Origin of the sequence: Streptomyces sp. NPDC006487 (assembly GCF_042870555.1) — a bacterium.
GTDB lineage: Bacteria > Actinomycetota > Actinomycetes > Streptomycetales > Streptomycetaceae > Streptomyces.
In genome coordinates, this window is the sequence record NZ_JBIAHN010000008.1 from 300,665 (window position 1) to 315,268 (window position 14,604).

Genomic DNA, 14,604 nt, shown 5'->3' on the forward strand with positions numbered 1-14,604 from the left:
CGCTCCGCCTGCTCCTGCCTGGGGGATGTTTCACGTGAAACCGATCGACCCGCGTCTGCTTCGGTACGCCCGGTCCACCCGCCTCTTCCTGGGGGCGGTAGTGGCCCTCGGGCTCGCCGGGGCGGGGCTGGTCGTCGGCCAGGCGATGCTGATCGCCGAGATCGTGGTCGGCGCCTTCGAGGACGGACTGGACGGCGGCGCCCTGCAGACGCCCCTGCTGCTGCTCGCGGCGGTGGCGCTCGGCCGGGGTCTGGTCGCCTGGCTGACCGAGCTGGCCGCGCACCGGGCGAGCGCGGCGGTCAAGTCGGAACTGCGCGGCCGGCTGCTGGAGCGGGCGGCGGACCTCGGACCCGGCTGGCTGAGCGGACAGCGGACGGGCTCCCTGGTGGCCCTGGCCACCAGGGGCGTGGACGCCCTCGACGACTACTTCTCGAAGTATCTGCCCCAGCTGGGGCTCGCGATCGTCGTCCCCGTGGCGGTGCTCGCGCGGATCGTCACCGAGGACTGGGTGTCGGCGGCGATCATCGTGGTCACGCTCCCGCTGATCCCCCTGTTCATGATCCTGATCGGCATGGCCACCCAGTCCCGGATGGACCGCCAGTGGCGGCTGCTTTCCCGGCTCTCAGGGCACTTCCTGGACGTGGTGGAGGGCCTGCCGACCTTGAAGGTCTTCGGTCGCGCGAAGGCGCAGGCGGAGTCCATCCGCAAGATCACCGATGACTACCGGCAGGCGACGATGCGGACCCTGCGCATCGCGTTCCTGTCCTCCTTCGCACTCGAACTGCTGGCGACCCTGTCGGTGGCGCTGGTCGCTGTGACCATCGGCATGAGGCTCGTCCACGGGGAGCTGGACCTCTACACCGGGCTGGTCATCCTCGTCCTGGCGCCCGAGGCGTACCTGCCGCTGCGTCAGGTCGGAGCGCAGTACCACGCGGCGGCGGAGGGACTGGCCGCCGCGGAAGAGATCTTCGAGGTGCTGGAGACCCCGGTCACCGCATCGCGGGGGACGGCCTCCGTTCCGGTCTCGGAACTGCGGATCGAGCTCGACGGGGTGGCCGTCCGGTACGAGGGCCGGGGCGAGGACTCCCCCGGACCCGTCTCGCTGACCGTGGAGCCGGGCGAATGCGTGGCCCTCACCGGGCCGAGCGGCGCGGGCAAGTCCACGCTGCTGCAGGTGCTCTTGGGCTTCGTGACGCCGACTGCCGGCCGGGTCCGGGTCGGGGACGCGGACCTGGCCGGGCTGGCGCCCGAGCAGTGGCGGGAGCGGATCGCGTGGGTGCCGCAGCGGCCGCACCTGTTTGCCGGGACGATCGCGGAGAACGTACGGCTTGCGCGGCCCGGCGCCACCGATGCCGAGGTGACCGCCGCTCTGGTGGACGCGGGGGCCTGGGAGTTCGTACGGGCTCTGCCGCGGGGGGCGGAAACGCTCCTCGGCGAGGGCGGGGTCGGTCTGTCCGCGGGGCAGCGCCAGCGTCTCGCGCTGGCGCGGGCGTTCCTGGCGGACCGGCCGGTGCTCCTGCTCGACGAGCCGACGGCGGCCCTGGACGGCGAGACCGAGGCGGCCGTGGTCGAGGCGGTACGCCGCCTCGCGGTCGGGCGTACCGTCCTGCTCGTGGTGCACCGACCGGCGCTGCTGGCGCTGGCCGACCGGGTCGTGAGGGTCGGGGCCGGCCCTGCCCGTCTCTCCACCGCCCGTCTCTCCACCGCCTGTCCCTCCACCGCCGAGCCCTCCCCCGCCGTGCTGCATCCCGCCGTGCGGGCGGGACAGGCCGCGCCGGGAACGGAGCCGCGCGATCCCGGCGAATGGATCCTCGGGGACGCCCCGGAGCGGACGGGCGGTACGGGCGCCGGTGCCGATTCGGGCGGCGGCGATGCCGGCGGCGATCCGCTCAAGCGGGTGCGGGGGGTGGCCAAGGCCTGGCAGGGACGTTTCAGGCTCGGGCTGTTCCTCGGGGCGCTGGCCGTCGGGTGCAGCGTCGGGCTGATGGCCGTCTCCGGATGGCTGATCTCGCGCGCCTCCGAACAGCCGCCGGTGCTGTACCTGATGGTGGCCGTCACCGCGACGCGGGCCTTCGGCATGGGACGGGCCGTCTTCCGCTACGCGGAGCGGCTGGTGTCCCACGACGCGGTCCTGCGGATGCTGGCAGACCTTCGCGTCGCGGTGTTCCAGCGGCTGGAGCGCATCGCGCCCGCCGGACTGCGCACCCAGCGGCGCGGGGATCTGCTGACCCGGCTGGTGGCCGACGCCGACGCCCTGCAGGACTACTGGCTGCGCTGGCTGCTGCCCGTCGGTACCGCGGCGCTCGTCGGCACCGGCTCGGTGGCGTTCACCGCCTGGCTGCTGCCCGGGGCCGGGGCGGTGCTCGCTGTCGGGCTGCTGGCCGCCGGTGTCGGAGTACCGCTCGTCAGCGCGGTCTGCGCACGCCGGACGGAGCGCAGGCTCGCGCCCGCCCGGGGCGAGCTCGCCACCCGTGTGGCGGATCTGCTCACCGGAACCGCGGAGCTCACCGTCGCCGGAGCGCTCGGCGGGCGCAAGGCCGCCACGAAGGACAGCGACCGCACACTGACCGGGATCGCGGCCCGCGCGGCTGCCGTCACCGGGCTCGGGAGCGGGCTGTCGGCCTTGGTGAGCGGGCTGACCGTGGTGTGCTCGGCCGCCGTCGGGGCGAACGCCGTCGCCGGGGGCCGGCTGTCCGGGGTGGCCATGGCGGTGGTCGTCCTGACCCCGCTGGCCGCCTTCGAGGCCGTCAGCGGGCTTCCGCAGGCCGTCCAGTACCGCCAGCGGGTCCGGCGCAGCGCGGAGCGGGTCTACGAAGTCATCGACACGCCCGCTCCCGTCACCGAGCCGGAGCGGCCCGAAGCCCTGCCCGACTCGCCCTTCCCGCTGCGGCTGACGGGGCTCGCCGCCCGCCACCCCGGGCAGGAGAAGGACGCGCTGAGCGGGCTCGACCTGACCCTGGAGGCGGGCCGCCGGATCGCTGTTGTCGGGCCCTCGGGAGCCGGCAAGACCACGCTGGCACAGGTCCTGCTGCGCTTCCTGGACCAGCACGAAGGCTCGTACACCCTGGGCGGGACCGAAGCTCGCGCCCTCGACGGGGACGATGTGCGCCGGGTCGTGGGCCTGTGCGCGCAGGACGCGCACATCTTCGACAGCTCGGTACGGGAGAACCTGCGCCTGGCGGCGCCCGGGGCGAGCGAGGCGCGGCTGCGTGAGGCCCTCGGCGCGGCACGGCTGCTGGAGTGGGCCGAGGGGCTCCCGGACGGGCTGGACACGCTGGTCGGCGAGCACGGAGAACGGATCTCCGGAGGGCAGCGCCAGCGTCTCGCCCTGGCGCGGGCGTTGCTCGCGGACTTCCCGGTCCTCGTCCTGGACGAGCCGGCCGAGCACCTCGACCTGGCCACCGCCGACGCGCTGACCGCGGACCTTCTCGCCGCGACCGAGGGCCGCACCACCGTGCTGATCACGCACCGGCTGGCCGGCCTGGAAGAGGTCGACGAGGTGCTGATCCTGGACGGCGGCGCCGTGGTCCAGCGCGGTGCGTACGCGGAGCTGGCGGCGGCCCCCGGTCCGCTGCGCCGGCTGTTGGAGCGGGAGCGGGAGGCGGGCCTGACCGGCGGCTCCGGGCAGGCTCGACTTTCCTCGCTAAAGGGGACTAACTAGGCTCAAGGGCATGTCAGCGCAGGAGTCGCAGGAATCGCCCGAGTACCCGCCGGAATCGGCAGACCCGATGGAGGCTGCGACCGCCGCCACCCGCAGCCTCCAGGGGCTGTCCACCGAGCTCACGGCCCGGGTGCCGCAGCTGCTGGAGGCCATGCGGTCGGTCGGCACCGGCCTCGAACTGCACTCCACGCTGGACCGGATCTGCGAGACCGCCGCCGAGCTCGCGGACGCACGCTACGCGGCCATCGGCGTGGTCGACACCGAGGGCCGCGGGCTTTCGGACTTCGTCACCTTCGGCATCAGCGACGCGGTGGCGAAGAAGATCGGGCACCGCCCGGACGGGAAGCGCGGCCTGCTCGGCGCGCTGATCTCGCACCCCGACACGGTGCAGCTCGCCGACCTGACCAAGGACCCGCGCTCGGCGGGCTTCCCCGCCCATCACCCGCCGATGAAGACGTTCCTCGGCGTTCCGATCCGGGTCCAGGGAGAGATCTTCGGGAACCTCTACCTGGCGGAGAAGAACGGCGGCGGCGCGTTCAACGACTACGACGTCCACATGGTCCGGGTGCTGGCGACCGAGGCGGGCATCGCCATCGGCAACGCCCGGCTCTACGAGGCCGCCACCCAGCGCGAGCGCTGGATCGACGGCTCGGTCGCCGTCACCACGGCCCTGCTGTCCGGCGGGGACGCGGACGACGCGCTGGCGGTCGTGGCCGAACAGGCACGCCGACTCGCCGATTCGGCCGCCGGGATCGTGATGCTGCCGGCCGAGGAGGGCGGGATGGAGATCGTCGCGGTCTCCGCGGAGAACCCGGCGACCTCCCTCGGCGTCGTCATCCCTGCCGAAAGCCCGGTGGTGGCCCGGCTGCTGGAGGGCGAGCCGGTCTTCGTGGACGACGCCGCCTCGGACCCGCGCATGATCAGCCGCCTGACCAGCCAGTACGGGGCCTGCATGATGCTTCCGCTGCAGAGCGGAGGCCGGGTGCTGGGGGCTCTCGTCACGCCGCGGGCGCGGGGGAAGCGCCCGTTCACCGAGGCGGAGCGGACCCTGGCCACGCAGTTCGCCTCGCAGGCGGCCCTGGCGCTGATGATGGCGGAGGCGCAGCGGGACCGGGAGCGCCTCGCGGTGTTCGAGGACCGCGACCGGATCGCCCGCGACCTGCACGACCTGGTCATCCAGCGGCTCTTCGCCACCGGGATGATGCTGGAGGGCGCCCAGCGCCGCTCCATCGTCCCGGAGGTCCGCGAGGGTGTCGGCAAGGCCGTGGACGAGCTCGACGTGACGATCCAGGAGATCCGCACCGCGATCTTCGCTCTCCAGCAGGGACCGGCAGAGGCCCCCTCGGGGCTGCGCACCCGGGTGCTGCGGGAGATCAACATGGCTGCCGTGCCGCTGGGCTTCAAGCCCGCACACCGCTTCCTCGGACCGATCGACGCGGTGGTCGGCGAACTCGTCGGCAAGAACCTGATCGCGGCCCTGCGCGAGGCGTTGTCGAACGCGTTCCGGCACTCGGAGGCGTCCCGGATCGAGGTGGTGCTGGACTCGACCGTCAGCCTGGCCGACGGGCGGCCCGGGGTCCGGCTGGAGGTGGCCGACGACGGGGTGGGCATCCCGGAGGGCGGGCGGCGCAGCGGGCTGCGGAACCTGCGCCGGCGGGCCGAATCGCTCGGCGGGTCCAGCTCGTACGGCCCCGGCCTCGGTGAGGAGGGCGGCGGGACCACCCTGGTGTGGGAGGCCCCGCTGTAGTCACGCCTCGGCTCGCGGCTACGCCTCGGTGTGGGCGGTCCGTTCGGCCAGGATGCGCTCGATCACCAGGGCGACGCCGTCCTCGTTGTTGGCGACCGTACGGCCCGACGCGGCCGCGATCACATCCGGATGGGCATTGCCCATCGCGTACGAGGTGCCGGCCCAGCCGAGCATCTCCACGTCGTTCGGCATATCGCCGAAGGCGACCACCTCGGCCGGGGAGATGCCGCGCTCCTCGCAGCACAGCGCCAGGGTGCTCGCCTTGGAGACCCCCGGGCCGCTGATCTCCAGCAGGGAGGTAGGGCTGGAGCGGGTGATCGAGGCGTACGCGCCGGCGACGGAGCGGGCCAGGGCCAGGAACTCGTCCGGAGCCAGCTCGGAGTGGTGCGCGAGCACCTTGAGCACGGGCGCCGAATCGTCGTCCGTGGCCTGATGGAGCAGTTCTTCGGCGGTGGCGACATTGGCGCCCGGGTCCTGGAAGAACGGCGGGTACTGCGGTTCGTAGTTGATGCCGGTGGTCAGCTCGACGGCGAAGGAGGTGCCGGGGGCGGCGCTCCGCAAGGCCTCCACCACTTTGAGTGCCGTGATCCGGGGCAGCGGCCTGACCTGGACGAACTCCCGGCCCGCGGGCCGGTGGTCGGAGGCGGTCCGGTCAGGGGCGTGCCGGTCGATGGCATGCAGGTCGACGACGGCGGCGCCGTTCGCGCAGATGGCCAGGCCGTGGCCCTGGACGTGGTCGCTGACCACACCCATCCAGCGGGCCGGTCGTCCGGTCACGAAGAACACCGCGATGCCGGCCTCCTCGGCGGCGGCGAGGGCGGCGACGGTGCGCTCCGAGACGGATTTGTCGTCGCGCAGCAGGGTGCCGTCGAGGTCGGTGGCGATGAGCCGGGTCGCGGGGGTTGGCCCGTCCGGGCGCTGGGGAGCCGAGGTCACGGCTCCATCTTCGCCCATGCCAAGGGTCGGCGATGTTTCACGTGAAACATCACGTCCCTGGCTCGGGCCGCTGTTTCACGTGAAACATGGCGACATGGTTGTCAGTGGGCGGTGGAAGGATCTCCTCGCCGGTTCGACTGCCGTTATGGCGCTGCCGGCTCGGTGCAGGTTCCGACGACGTCATACGGGGGCGACGTGCTCATCCCTTCAGCCCGCACGGCGGACTGCGACGCCTGTGGCGGCTCGCATGCCAGGTGGGTCGCGAGCCTGGCGATGGCCCTGTGCACGGTGTGCGAACGGGCGGGCACCTCCCAACCGGAGCGCGAGCCGGTGCTGGTGGGTGAGGTCCTGGCCGGTGTGGCCGACGCCCTGGCCCGCGCCGGCCGCGCCGCTGCTTCGGCCCGCCCCTACTCCGCGGTGCTGCTGGCCCTGGGGGGCAGCAAGGTCCAGAGCGGGACATGAGGGCTCCGGGCCGCTCACGACGTGGACCCGCGTGCGCGCCGCCCCAGCATCCGGCGGTGCGTGCTTCGGCGCGGATCCAATCGGCCGTGTCGGCGGGATGCCGACGACCGGCTCCAGAGCGGACGTAGGCTCGGGGACATGAGTCTGCGCCTGAGTACCGTGATCCTGCCCGTCGAACGCTGGCACGAGGGAGGTCGGGCCACGTGGCAGCGGGCCGAGGAACTGGGGTTCCACGCGGCCTACACCTACGACCACCTCTCCTGGCGGACCTTCCGGAACGGGCCGTGGTTCGGCGCTCTGCCGACGCTCACGGCCGCCGCGACCGCTACGGAGCGGCTGCGCCTCGGCACGCTCGTCACCTCGCCGAACTTCCGCCACCCGGTGACGCTCGCCAAGGAACTGATCTCCCTCGACGACATCTCCGGCGGACGGATCACGCTCGGCATCGGCGCCGGCGGCAACGGCTTCGACGCCACCGTGCTCGGCCAGGAGCAGCCGTGGACCCCGAAGGAGCGCGCCGACCGGTTCGGGGAGTTCCTGCCGCTGCTCGACCGGCTGCTCACCGAGGACTCCGTCTCGCAGCGGGGCACCTTCTACTCGGCGGAGGAGGCCTTCAACATCCCCGGGTGCGTCCAGCGGCCCCGGCTGCCCTTCGCCGTCGCCGCGACCGGCCCGCGCGGCCTGAAGCTCGCCGCGCGGTACGGGCAGGCCTGGGTGACCACCGGCGACCCGAAGATCTTCGACGAGGGAACCCCGGAGCAGTCGGTACAGGCCCTGCGCGGGCAGGTCGAGAAGCTCGGCAAGGCGTGTGCGGAGACCGGCCGGGAGGTGGCCGAGCTGGACAAGGTCCTGCTCACGGGCTTCACCCCGGACCGCGGGCGGCCGCTGGAGTCCGTGGCGGCCTTCGTCGACTTCGCCGGCCGCCACCAAGAGCTCGGCTTCACCGAACTCGTGATCCACTGGCCGATCCCCGACTCCGACTTCGCAGCCGACCAGGGCGTCTTCGAGCAGATCGCCACCGAGGCGCTCGCACAGCTGGGCTGAGACGGGATGAGCTGAATGGCTCCCGCTGCCGCCGCCTGCTGTCCGCTGCCGTCGCCCCGGGTTCGGAGTGACGGCAGCGCCCCGCCTCAGGACGAGGTGCGCAGCAGGTGTTCCGTGGTCCGCTCGGCACTCTCCAGGAGCCACTCCGGGGCCACGCCCCCGGGCAGCGCGCGCACCTCGGTCGCCAGTGCCGAGACCCGGGCGGCGCCGGCTTCGGCCCGGCCCAGCTCGTGCTCGGTCCAGGCGGCGTTGTTCACGCACTGGAACCGGGCCTGGAGATGCTCCGGGCCGAGCTCCGCGTAGAGGGCAGCGGCCCGCTCCCACAGCAGGATCTCCTCCAGCCGCAGCGCCTCGAGCTCCGCCTCGCCCAGCGGCTCCGCGGGCCCTGAACCCCCGCTCTCCTCCCGCTCTTCCGCTCCCCCACCCTCCTCGTGCGCCTCCTCGTCGGCGCGGACCCGGCGGTCGAGGACCTGGGCGAGCTGGTTCCAGGTCTCGGCCAGTTCGGCTCGCGCCTCGGGGTCCTGCGGAGCCTGTTCCAGCGCGGCCGTCAGTACCTCGGCCGCCTCGCCCATCCTGGCCCGGGCCCGCGCCACCCCCGCATCGGTGACCTCTTCGCGCAGCCCCAGCCAGGCCAGCGACCGCAGGATCCGTACCTCGGCGACCGGCGCGTCCTTCGACCGCCGGCGCAGTTCGAGGGCCCGCTCGTACGCGGCGACCGCCTCCGGCACCAGCTGAGCCCCGGAGAGCTGATCGGCGGCGGCCTGGGCGAAGTTCGCCTGCGGACGCGGGTCCTCCCAGCCCTCGGCGAGCTCCGCCGCCAACAGGTACTGCTCGGCCGCGCCCCGGGGATCGTGCAGCTCGCGCAGCAGGTCTCCCAGGAACTCCCGTGCGGAAACGGCCTGGCCCTCGCCGTGCTCCAGCAGGTCCGGCAGCGTCGACTGCAGCACCTCGGCCGCCTCGACGGTGTGGCCCTCACGAGCGTGGCACCGGGCGAGCAGCAGCCGGGCCTGTGCTCCGCCGTCGGCGGTGAGCCCCGCCTGGTCGAACCAGTGCGCCGCCTCCAGGGCGTGCCGCGCGGCCTCCGCGTCGGCCTCGCCGCGCCCCAGCAGGATGTCGGCGAGGGTGAGCCGTACGACGCCCTGCGCCTCGGCGTCGGTCACCTCCGCGGCGTGAGCCAGACCGGCGCGGGCCGACTCCTCGGCCTCCGCCGTTCGGTCCAGGGACATCAGCACGCCGGCCCGCAGCACGAGCGGGTCCACGGCGAGCCACGGCCGGGCCGCCGCCACCGAGCGGTCGGCGGAGCCGGCGAGCAGCGCCACGGCTCGTTCGGGGTCGCCCTGCGAGAGGGCGAGCCGGCCCAGCATCTCCTCGGCCTCCGCCACCAGGTCGGGCAGGTGTGCGGCGTAGGCATCGGCGAAGGCGGCCAGGTCGTGCGCCAGTTCGCCGTGGCCCTGTCCCTGGCCCGGCCCGTGCCCGTCCCCGTGCCCGTGCCCGTGCCCGTCCCCGTGTTCGGGGTCCTCCGTGGCTTCGACCGAGCGGAGGTACGACTCCACCCGGATCCCGGTCAGTTCCGCGAGGGCGATCCGCCGGATCCGCAGCGGCTCGTCCGCTTCCAGCTCCTCGGCGGCACGCAGGGCGACGGCCAGCAGTGCGCGCAGCTCTCCCGCAGCGGTGCCCGACTGCGCGGCCACGGTGGCCAGCCGCAGCTCGGCCAGGGCGGCCCGCTCCGCGAGCCCCAGCTCCCGGTAGCGCTCGCGTACGCCGGCCAGCAGTTCCGCGGCGTCGCCGGCCCCGGCCCGGGCCGCCGCCAGGGCCCGGTGGTCCGCCACATCGGCGGCGACCAGCGGATCGGACCCGGCCGCCGCCTCGGGGCGCAGGGCCACCTGTTCCCAGAGGGCGTCCGAGCCGGGATGCCCGAGCTCGCGCGCCTCCCGGGCCCGTTCCACGAGTTCCGCGAAGCCCCCGGCCGGGGCCGCCGCCCCGGGTACCGGGGCGGGGCCCGGCTGCGGGAGCGCCGCGAGCGCGGAGCTGCGTACGCCCAGGGGAAGGACCGCGGTCAGCGGGGGCGCGGCGATCCGCGCGAGGAACCGCTCCGAAACCCGGTTGGAGCCGTTGCGCGCGTCGAAGCGCCGGGCGATGTCGAGCGAGCCCGAGCGCAGCACCTCGTACAGCTCGGACACGGTGCGCGGGCTGCCCTCGTAGGGGACGGCGGGGCTCTGGCCGTGGCCCAGCTCCGTCAGGCGGCGCAGCAGGACGAGGATTCCGCCGTGGAAGGCCAGCCGGTCGGAGAGGTTGGCGAGCGGGGCCACGTGCGCCGCGTGCTCGGCAAGGATCTCCAGGCCGCGGGACTCGTTCCCGGTGAGCGCGCAGAACTCGATGTGCCGGCCCACCGAGGGCAGCAGGCTCTCCTTGTCCCGGGCCAGCCGGTATCCGCGCAGATGGGCCGAGCGTGCCTCGTCGAACCGGCCGAGCCGCACCAGTGGCAGCAGCGAGGCGGCCAGGACCCGGTGGGGCTCCTCGGCGCAGGTCTGCTCGCCGGACAGCACGGGCTGCCAGACCCCCAGGGCCTCGGCGTCGTCACCGCGCAGCACGGCGTACTGGCCCTGGCTGTTGAGTTCGCAGGCGTGGCAGTCGCTCATGTCGTCGCGGTCGGCGGCCTGCCAGCGTGCGTACGCGCGTCCCGCCCGCTCGTCGTCGCCGGTCGAGTCGGCGAGCCACAGCTCGGCCTCGCGCACGGGACGCTCGCTGTAACCGGCGATCCGGTAGCGGCGCTCCATCTCGTCCAGCCAGCCGGCGGCCGAATCCAGCGGGATCTCGGGAGAGTGGCCGATGGCGCTGGCGATCCACTTGAACTGCCAGAACAGCGAGTGGGCGTCCCATTCGTCGAAGGCGCCCTGGTCCTTGTCGTACTCCTGGAGCAGCCGCGCGAAGGGCACGAGCATCTTCGGCGACTCGGAGCTGTACAGGTAGGCATTGATCAGGTTGTCCAGTGCCGCACGGAACAGCGGCCGGTCCCCGGTCGCTTCGGCGGCGGCGGACAGCGCCTCGGCGTGCGCGTTGCGTGCGGTCCCGCCCGGAGCCTGGCGGTTCTCGGCCAGTCCGCGCTCGATCTCCTCGCGCGTCAGCGTGCTCACTTCTGCTCCCCCTGGCTGTCGGTGCCGTCGGCTCCGGTGGTGCTTCCGGTGCTCTCCGTGCTGTGCGCGCTGCCGACCGGGTGCGTCGCCCATTCCAGGAGTCCGAGGAAGGCCCGGTTGAGCAGGGTGGTGTCGGACGCGCGCAGCGGCCGCTGTGACCTCAGCAGGGCCTGGCCGTACAGCGATTCGATGGCGGTGGCGGTCAGGGACTCGTCCGGGAGGGCGGCGATCCGGCGGATGAGCGGGTTGTTGTGGTTGAGCACGAGGCGGGCGCGCGGAGCGGAACCGCGCAGCGAACCGAGGATGCCGCTCCACAGCGAGTCGGCGCTCTCCATTGCGGCGGTGCGGTCGCGCTCCTGACGGGCCTGGCGGTCGTCGAGGTAGAGCGCGGGGACGGCGGCGGGCTGGAAGGCGCGCAGGACCACGTCGCAGCTCTGGGCTTCCAGCCGGGTGCGGGCGGTGGCCAGGAAGGGTGCCAGGGCCAGTTCGGCGGAGGTCGGGACCGGATCGAGGCGCTCGGTGACGGCTCCCGCGTCGAGCTCGGTGACCTTGAGCTCCGGGCGTACGGCGGGGAGCAGGGCCAGCAGGTCGGCGTCGTAGGTGTAGCCGGCGTTGATGACTCCGAGGCCGTGGGCCGCCGCGATCGGGGCGATCTGGCGGAACTCCTCCACGGTCCGGGTGAAGTGGATCTCGGTGTGCGCGGCGGCGAACTCCTCCAGGTTCATCGAGCCGTCGCTGGTCTCGAACGGCAGCCAGGGCAGCATCAGGCCGAGCAGCTCGGTGTCGTGCCGTGCGAGTGATTTCACCCCGAGGTGGTGCACGCTCAGGAAGGCTGCCAGCCGCTCGGGTTCGCTGGCGGCGAGCTCGGTGAGCCAGGCGCGGACGCGGGTGCCCAGGGCCTCGCGCACGGCGGCCAGGGTCTCGTCGTCGTACAGGTTCTCGCGGGAGGCGGTGGGCCGCAGGGTATCGGTGTCCAGGACGGCTCGGACGAAGAACGCCCAGTCGGGCAGCAGGTTGTCGGCCTTCTCGGTCAGCAGCATGCCCTTGAGGTGGACGCGGTGTCCGGGCCGGTGGGCGGGGCTGGTCGGCTCGGGGAGGACGTAGGCGACTCCGCGCACTCCGGCCACCGGCAGGTCGAGGTCGATGCTGTCGAGCGGGGTGAAACCGAAGAGCTGCGCGCAGTGCCCGGCGAGCGCGACGCGGCGGGCCGCGGGGGTGGGGAAGGACCGGTCCCAGACGGCCGGCCGGTCGGTGACCGGGCGGGGTCCGGCGGCGGAGCCGTCGTCGAAGGTGATGTCGTAGGGCAGCAGGGAGCCGTAGTCGCGGGCCAGTTGCTCGACCCTGGCCGGGACGGTCCACTCCTCGGCGCCGGGGCGGGCCTCCAGGACCACGGTGGTGCCGGGCTCCGGGCGGGCCTCGGAGGGCAGCTCGCGGACGGTGTACGAGCCGTCGTCCGTGGCCAGCCATTCGACGGGCGCGGCCAGTGGATCGCGGGCGGAGCGGGTGACCACGCGGATCTGGCGGGCGACGACGAAACAGGCGAGCAGACCGATGCCGAACTGGCCGAGGAACTCCTGGCGGGTGGTCTCCAAGCCGTGCGGGCCCCCGCGCTTGGAGCTGCGTCCGATGGTGGCGAGGAGGGAGTGGGCCTCGTCGGCGGTCAGGCCGATGCCGCTGTCCTCGATGGTCACCCGGTTCCCGGTCGCCGACAGGCGGATGGCGATCTCGGCTTCGGGATCCAGGGCGTGGCGGGCGGTGACCGCGTCCACGGCGTTCTGGAGGAGCTCGCGTACGTACACGCGGGGGCTGGAGTAGAGGTGGTGGGAGAGCAGGTCGACCAGACCGCGCAGATCGACCTGGAAGGTGTTCGGGTGGGTTCCTTGGGTTTCTTCCGCCGTCATGGGGCGTCACCTCGCGTGCTGGTACGGGTTGTTCGGCGACCGCGAGGTACCCCCCTCACAGATCCCGGAGTGAGGAACAGCGTAGGGGGATGATCTGACAATCCTTCGGTGAATTCCGGGGCTTGTGGGGCTTCTCCGGATCTTCGCCCCGGCTTCTTCCCGGCTTCTCCGGTGCGTCTCCCGAGCATCTGCGGGTTATTGGAACCGCAGGAATTGCGGCGGCACGGAGTCCGCCAGCCACACCCCATTGGCGCTGATCCGAAAGACGTGCCCCGCGGCGCGCATCGCCCCCGCGTCCACGGCGAGGACGACCGGCCGGCCGCGGCGTGCGCCGACGCGGGTCGCGGTCTCCCGGTCCGGGGAGAGGTGGACGTGGTGGCGGGCCATCGGGCGCAGTCCCTCGGCGCGGATCGCGTCCAGGGCTGCCGCGACGGTGCCGTGGTAGAGGTACGCGGGCGGTTCGGCCTCCGGCAGGCCCAGGTCCACTGGCACGGTGTGCCCCTGGCTGGCACGGATGCGGCTGCCTTCGACGGCGAACCGCTGTTTGTCGTTGGCGGCGACCACGTGGTCGAGCTCCGCCCGGCTGATGGGAAAGCCGTGGGCGGCCGTGGCGCTCAGAAGATCGTCGATCTCCACCCAACCTTGCGGGTCGAGCGTCAGTCCGATCCGTTCCGGCTGATGGCGGAGGTGTTTCGAGACGTATTTGGACACCTTGACGGTGCGCTTGTCATCCATTCGCCCAGCGTGACGGCTCGGATGGGTCCGGCGCAGCGATTTTTCGCCGTTCTCCCGAACCTGGACTCCCCCTATCGCGTTTCCAAGATACGGAATACATTTTCCGCTGAACTGCCACTCAAGGGGAAGAAAAGTATGACAAATAGTGCGTCTCTGTCGCGGCGTGCGACCGCCGAGCTCGTCGGCACCGCAGCCCTCCTCGTGGTCGTCATCGGATCAGGAATTCAGGCCGCCGCGCTCACCTCGGACACGGGCGTGGCTCTGGTCGCCAACTCGCTCGCCTCGGCCATCGGGCTCGGGCTGATCATCACGCTCTTCGGGCCGCTCTCGGGCGCACACCTCAACCCGGTGGTCACCCTGACGGCCTGGTGGGGGCGGCGCACCGGCGGCGAAGGACTCGAAGGCCGGGAGGCCCTGGTCTACGTGGCGGCCCAGACCGCCGGGGCCATAGGCGGGGCCGTCCTCGCGGAAGCGATGTTCGGCCGCCTCCCCGGAGCCTTCTCCACCCAGGTCCGCGACGGCGGACACCTGCTCGTCGGGGAGGTCGTGGCCACCGCAGGACTGGTCCTGGTGATCCAGGGCCTCGACCGCATCGGGCGGCCGAAGCTGATCCCGGCCGCGGTCGCCGCGTACATCGCCGCCGCGATCTGGTTCACCTCCTCCGGGTCCTTCGCGAACCCGGCCGGCACCATCGGGCGCAGCTTCAGCGACTCCTTCACCGGCATCGCCCCGCAGTCGCTGCCGGGGTTCGTCGCCGCCCAGCTCGTCGGCGGAATCCTCGGCCTGGTCCTGGCGGGCCTGCTCTACGGGAGCACCCGCCGGGCAGCCGCCTCCACCGCCGCGACCCCCTCCATCACCGGCACCCCCTCCATCACCGGTACCTCATCCACCACCGGCACCGTCGGTCCGGTGGCCGAAACCGGCGCACCCGGGCCCGCGTTCCAGGCGGTCGGCTGACCCTCCGGGGGCGGTTCCCCACAGGTC

9 protein-coding genes are annotated in these 14,604 nt (G+C 73.1%); 5 read left to right on the forward strand and 4 right to left on the reverse strand.

The features are described from left to right. The first annotated feature begins 34 nt into the window (after positions 1–34). The gene (cydD, locus tag ACFYM0_RS16400; RefSeq protein WP_388501547.1) at positions 35–3,661 is read left to right on the forward strand and encodes a thiol reductant ABC exporter subunit CydD; all 3,627 of its coding nucleotides are present in this window, start codon (positions 35–37) and stop codon (positions 3,659–3,661) included. Between the two features lie 10 nt (positions 3,662–3,671). Then, positions 3,672–5,408, forward strand: a complete 1,737-nt coding sequence (locus ACFYM0_RS16405; RefSeq protein WP_388501548.1) for a GAF domain-containing sensor histidine kinase — start codon at positions 3,672–3,674, stop codon at positions 5,406–5,408. Positions 5,409–5,426: 18 nt separating this feature from the next. Here the strand turns inward: ACFYM0_RS16405 and ACFYM0_RS16410 are convergent, their stop codons facing one another. Beyond that, a complete protein-coding gene (locus ACFYM0_RS16410) occupies positions 5,427–6,362 on the reverse strand; it encodes an HAD hydrolase family protein (protein WP_388501550.1) in 936 nt (311 codons plus the stop codon). A 177-nt stretch (positions 6,363–6,539) separates the two neighbouring features. On the opposite strand from ACFYM0_RS16410, the gene ACFYM0_RS16415 reads away from it, so the two are divergent. Both ACFYM0_RS16415 and ACFYM0_RS16420 read left to right on the forward strand, forming a co-directional pair. Continuing rightward, positions 6,540–6,806, forward strand: coding sequence for a hypothetical protein (locus ACFYM0_RS16415; RefSeq protein ID WP_388501554.1), 267 nt, complete (start codon positions 6,540–6,542; stop codon positions 6,804–6,806). Between the two features lie 138 nt (positions 6,807–6,944). Then, positions 6,945–7,850 carry an LLM class flavin-dependent oxidoreductase gene (locus ACFYM0_RS16420; protein ID WP_388501556.1) on the forward strand — a complete coding sequence of 302 codons (906 nt, stop codon included), beginning with the start codon at positions 6,945–6,947 and terminating at the stop codon, positions 7,848–7,850. A gap of 86 nt (positions 7,851–7,936) precedes the next feature. Here the strand turns inward: ACFYM0_RS16420 and ACFYM0_RS16425 are convergent, their stop codons facing one another. From ACFYM0_RS16425 to ACFYM0_RS16435, 3 genes are all read right to left on the reverse strand, one after another. Beyond that, complete coding sequence (locus ACFYM0_RS16425) at positions 7,937–10,984, reverse strand: tetratricopeptide repeat protein (RefSeq protein WP_388501558.1); 3,048 nt, start codon at positions 10,982–10,984, stop codon at positions 7,937–7,939. Next, positions 10,981–12,885 carry an HSP90 family protein gene (locus ACFYM0_RS16430; protein ID WP_388501560.1) on the reverse strand — a complete coding sequence of 635 codons (1,905 nt, stop codon included), beginning with the start codon at positions 12,883–12,885 and terminating at the stop codon, positions 10,981–10,983. The genes ACFYM0_RS16425 and ACFYM0_RS16430 overlap by 4 nt, the downstream gene beginning before the upstream one ends. A 195-nt stretch (positions 12,886–13,080) precedes the next feature. After that, entirely contained in the window at positions 13,081–13,620 is a 540-nt protein-coding gene (locus ACFYM0_RS16435) for an RNA 2'-phosphotransferase (protein WP_388501563.1), read from the reverse strand. Between the two features lie 135 nt (positions 13,621–13,755). Here ACFYM0_RS16435 and ACFYM0_RS16440 point away from each other — a divergent pair, with 135 nt between their 5' ends. After that, positions 13,756–14,577: an aquaporin gene (locus ACFYM0_RS16440; protein WP_388501566.1), complete on the forward strand. Its 822-nt coding sequence runs from the start codon at positions 13,756–13,758 to the stop codon at positions 14,575–14,577. Positions 14,578–14,604: the final 27 nt, after the last annotated feature.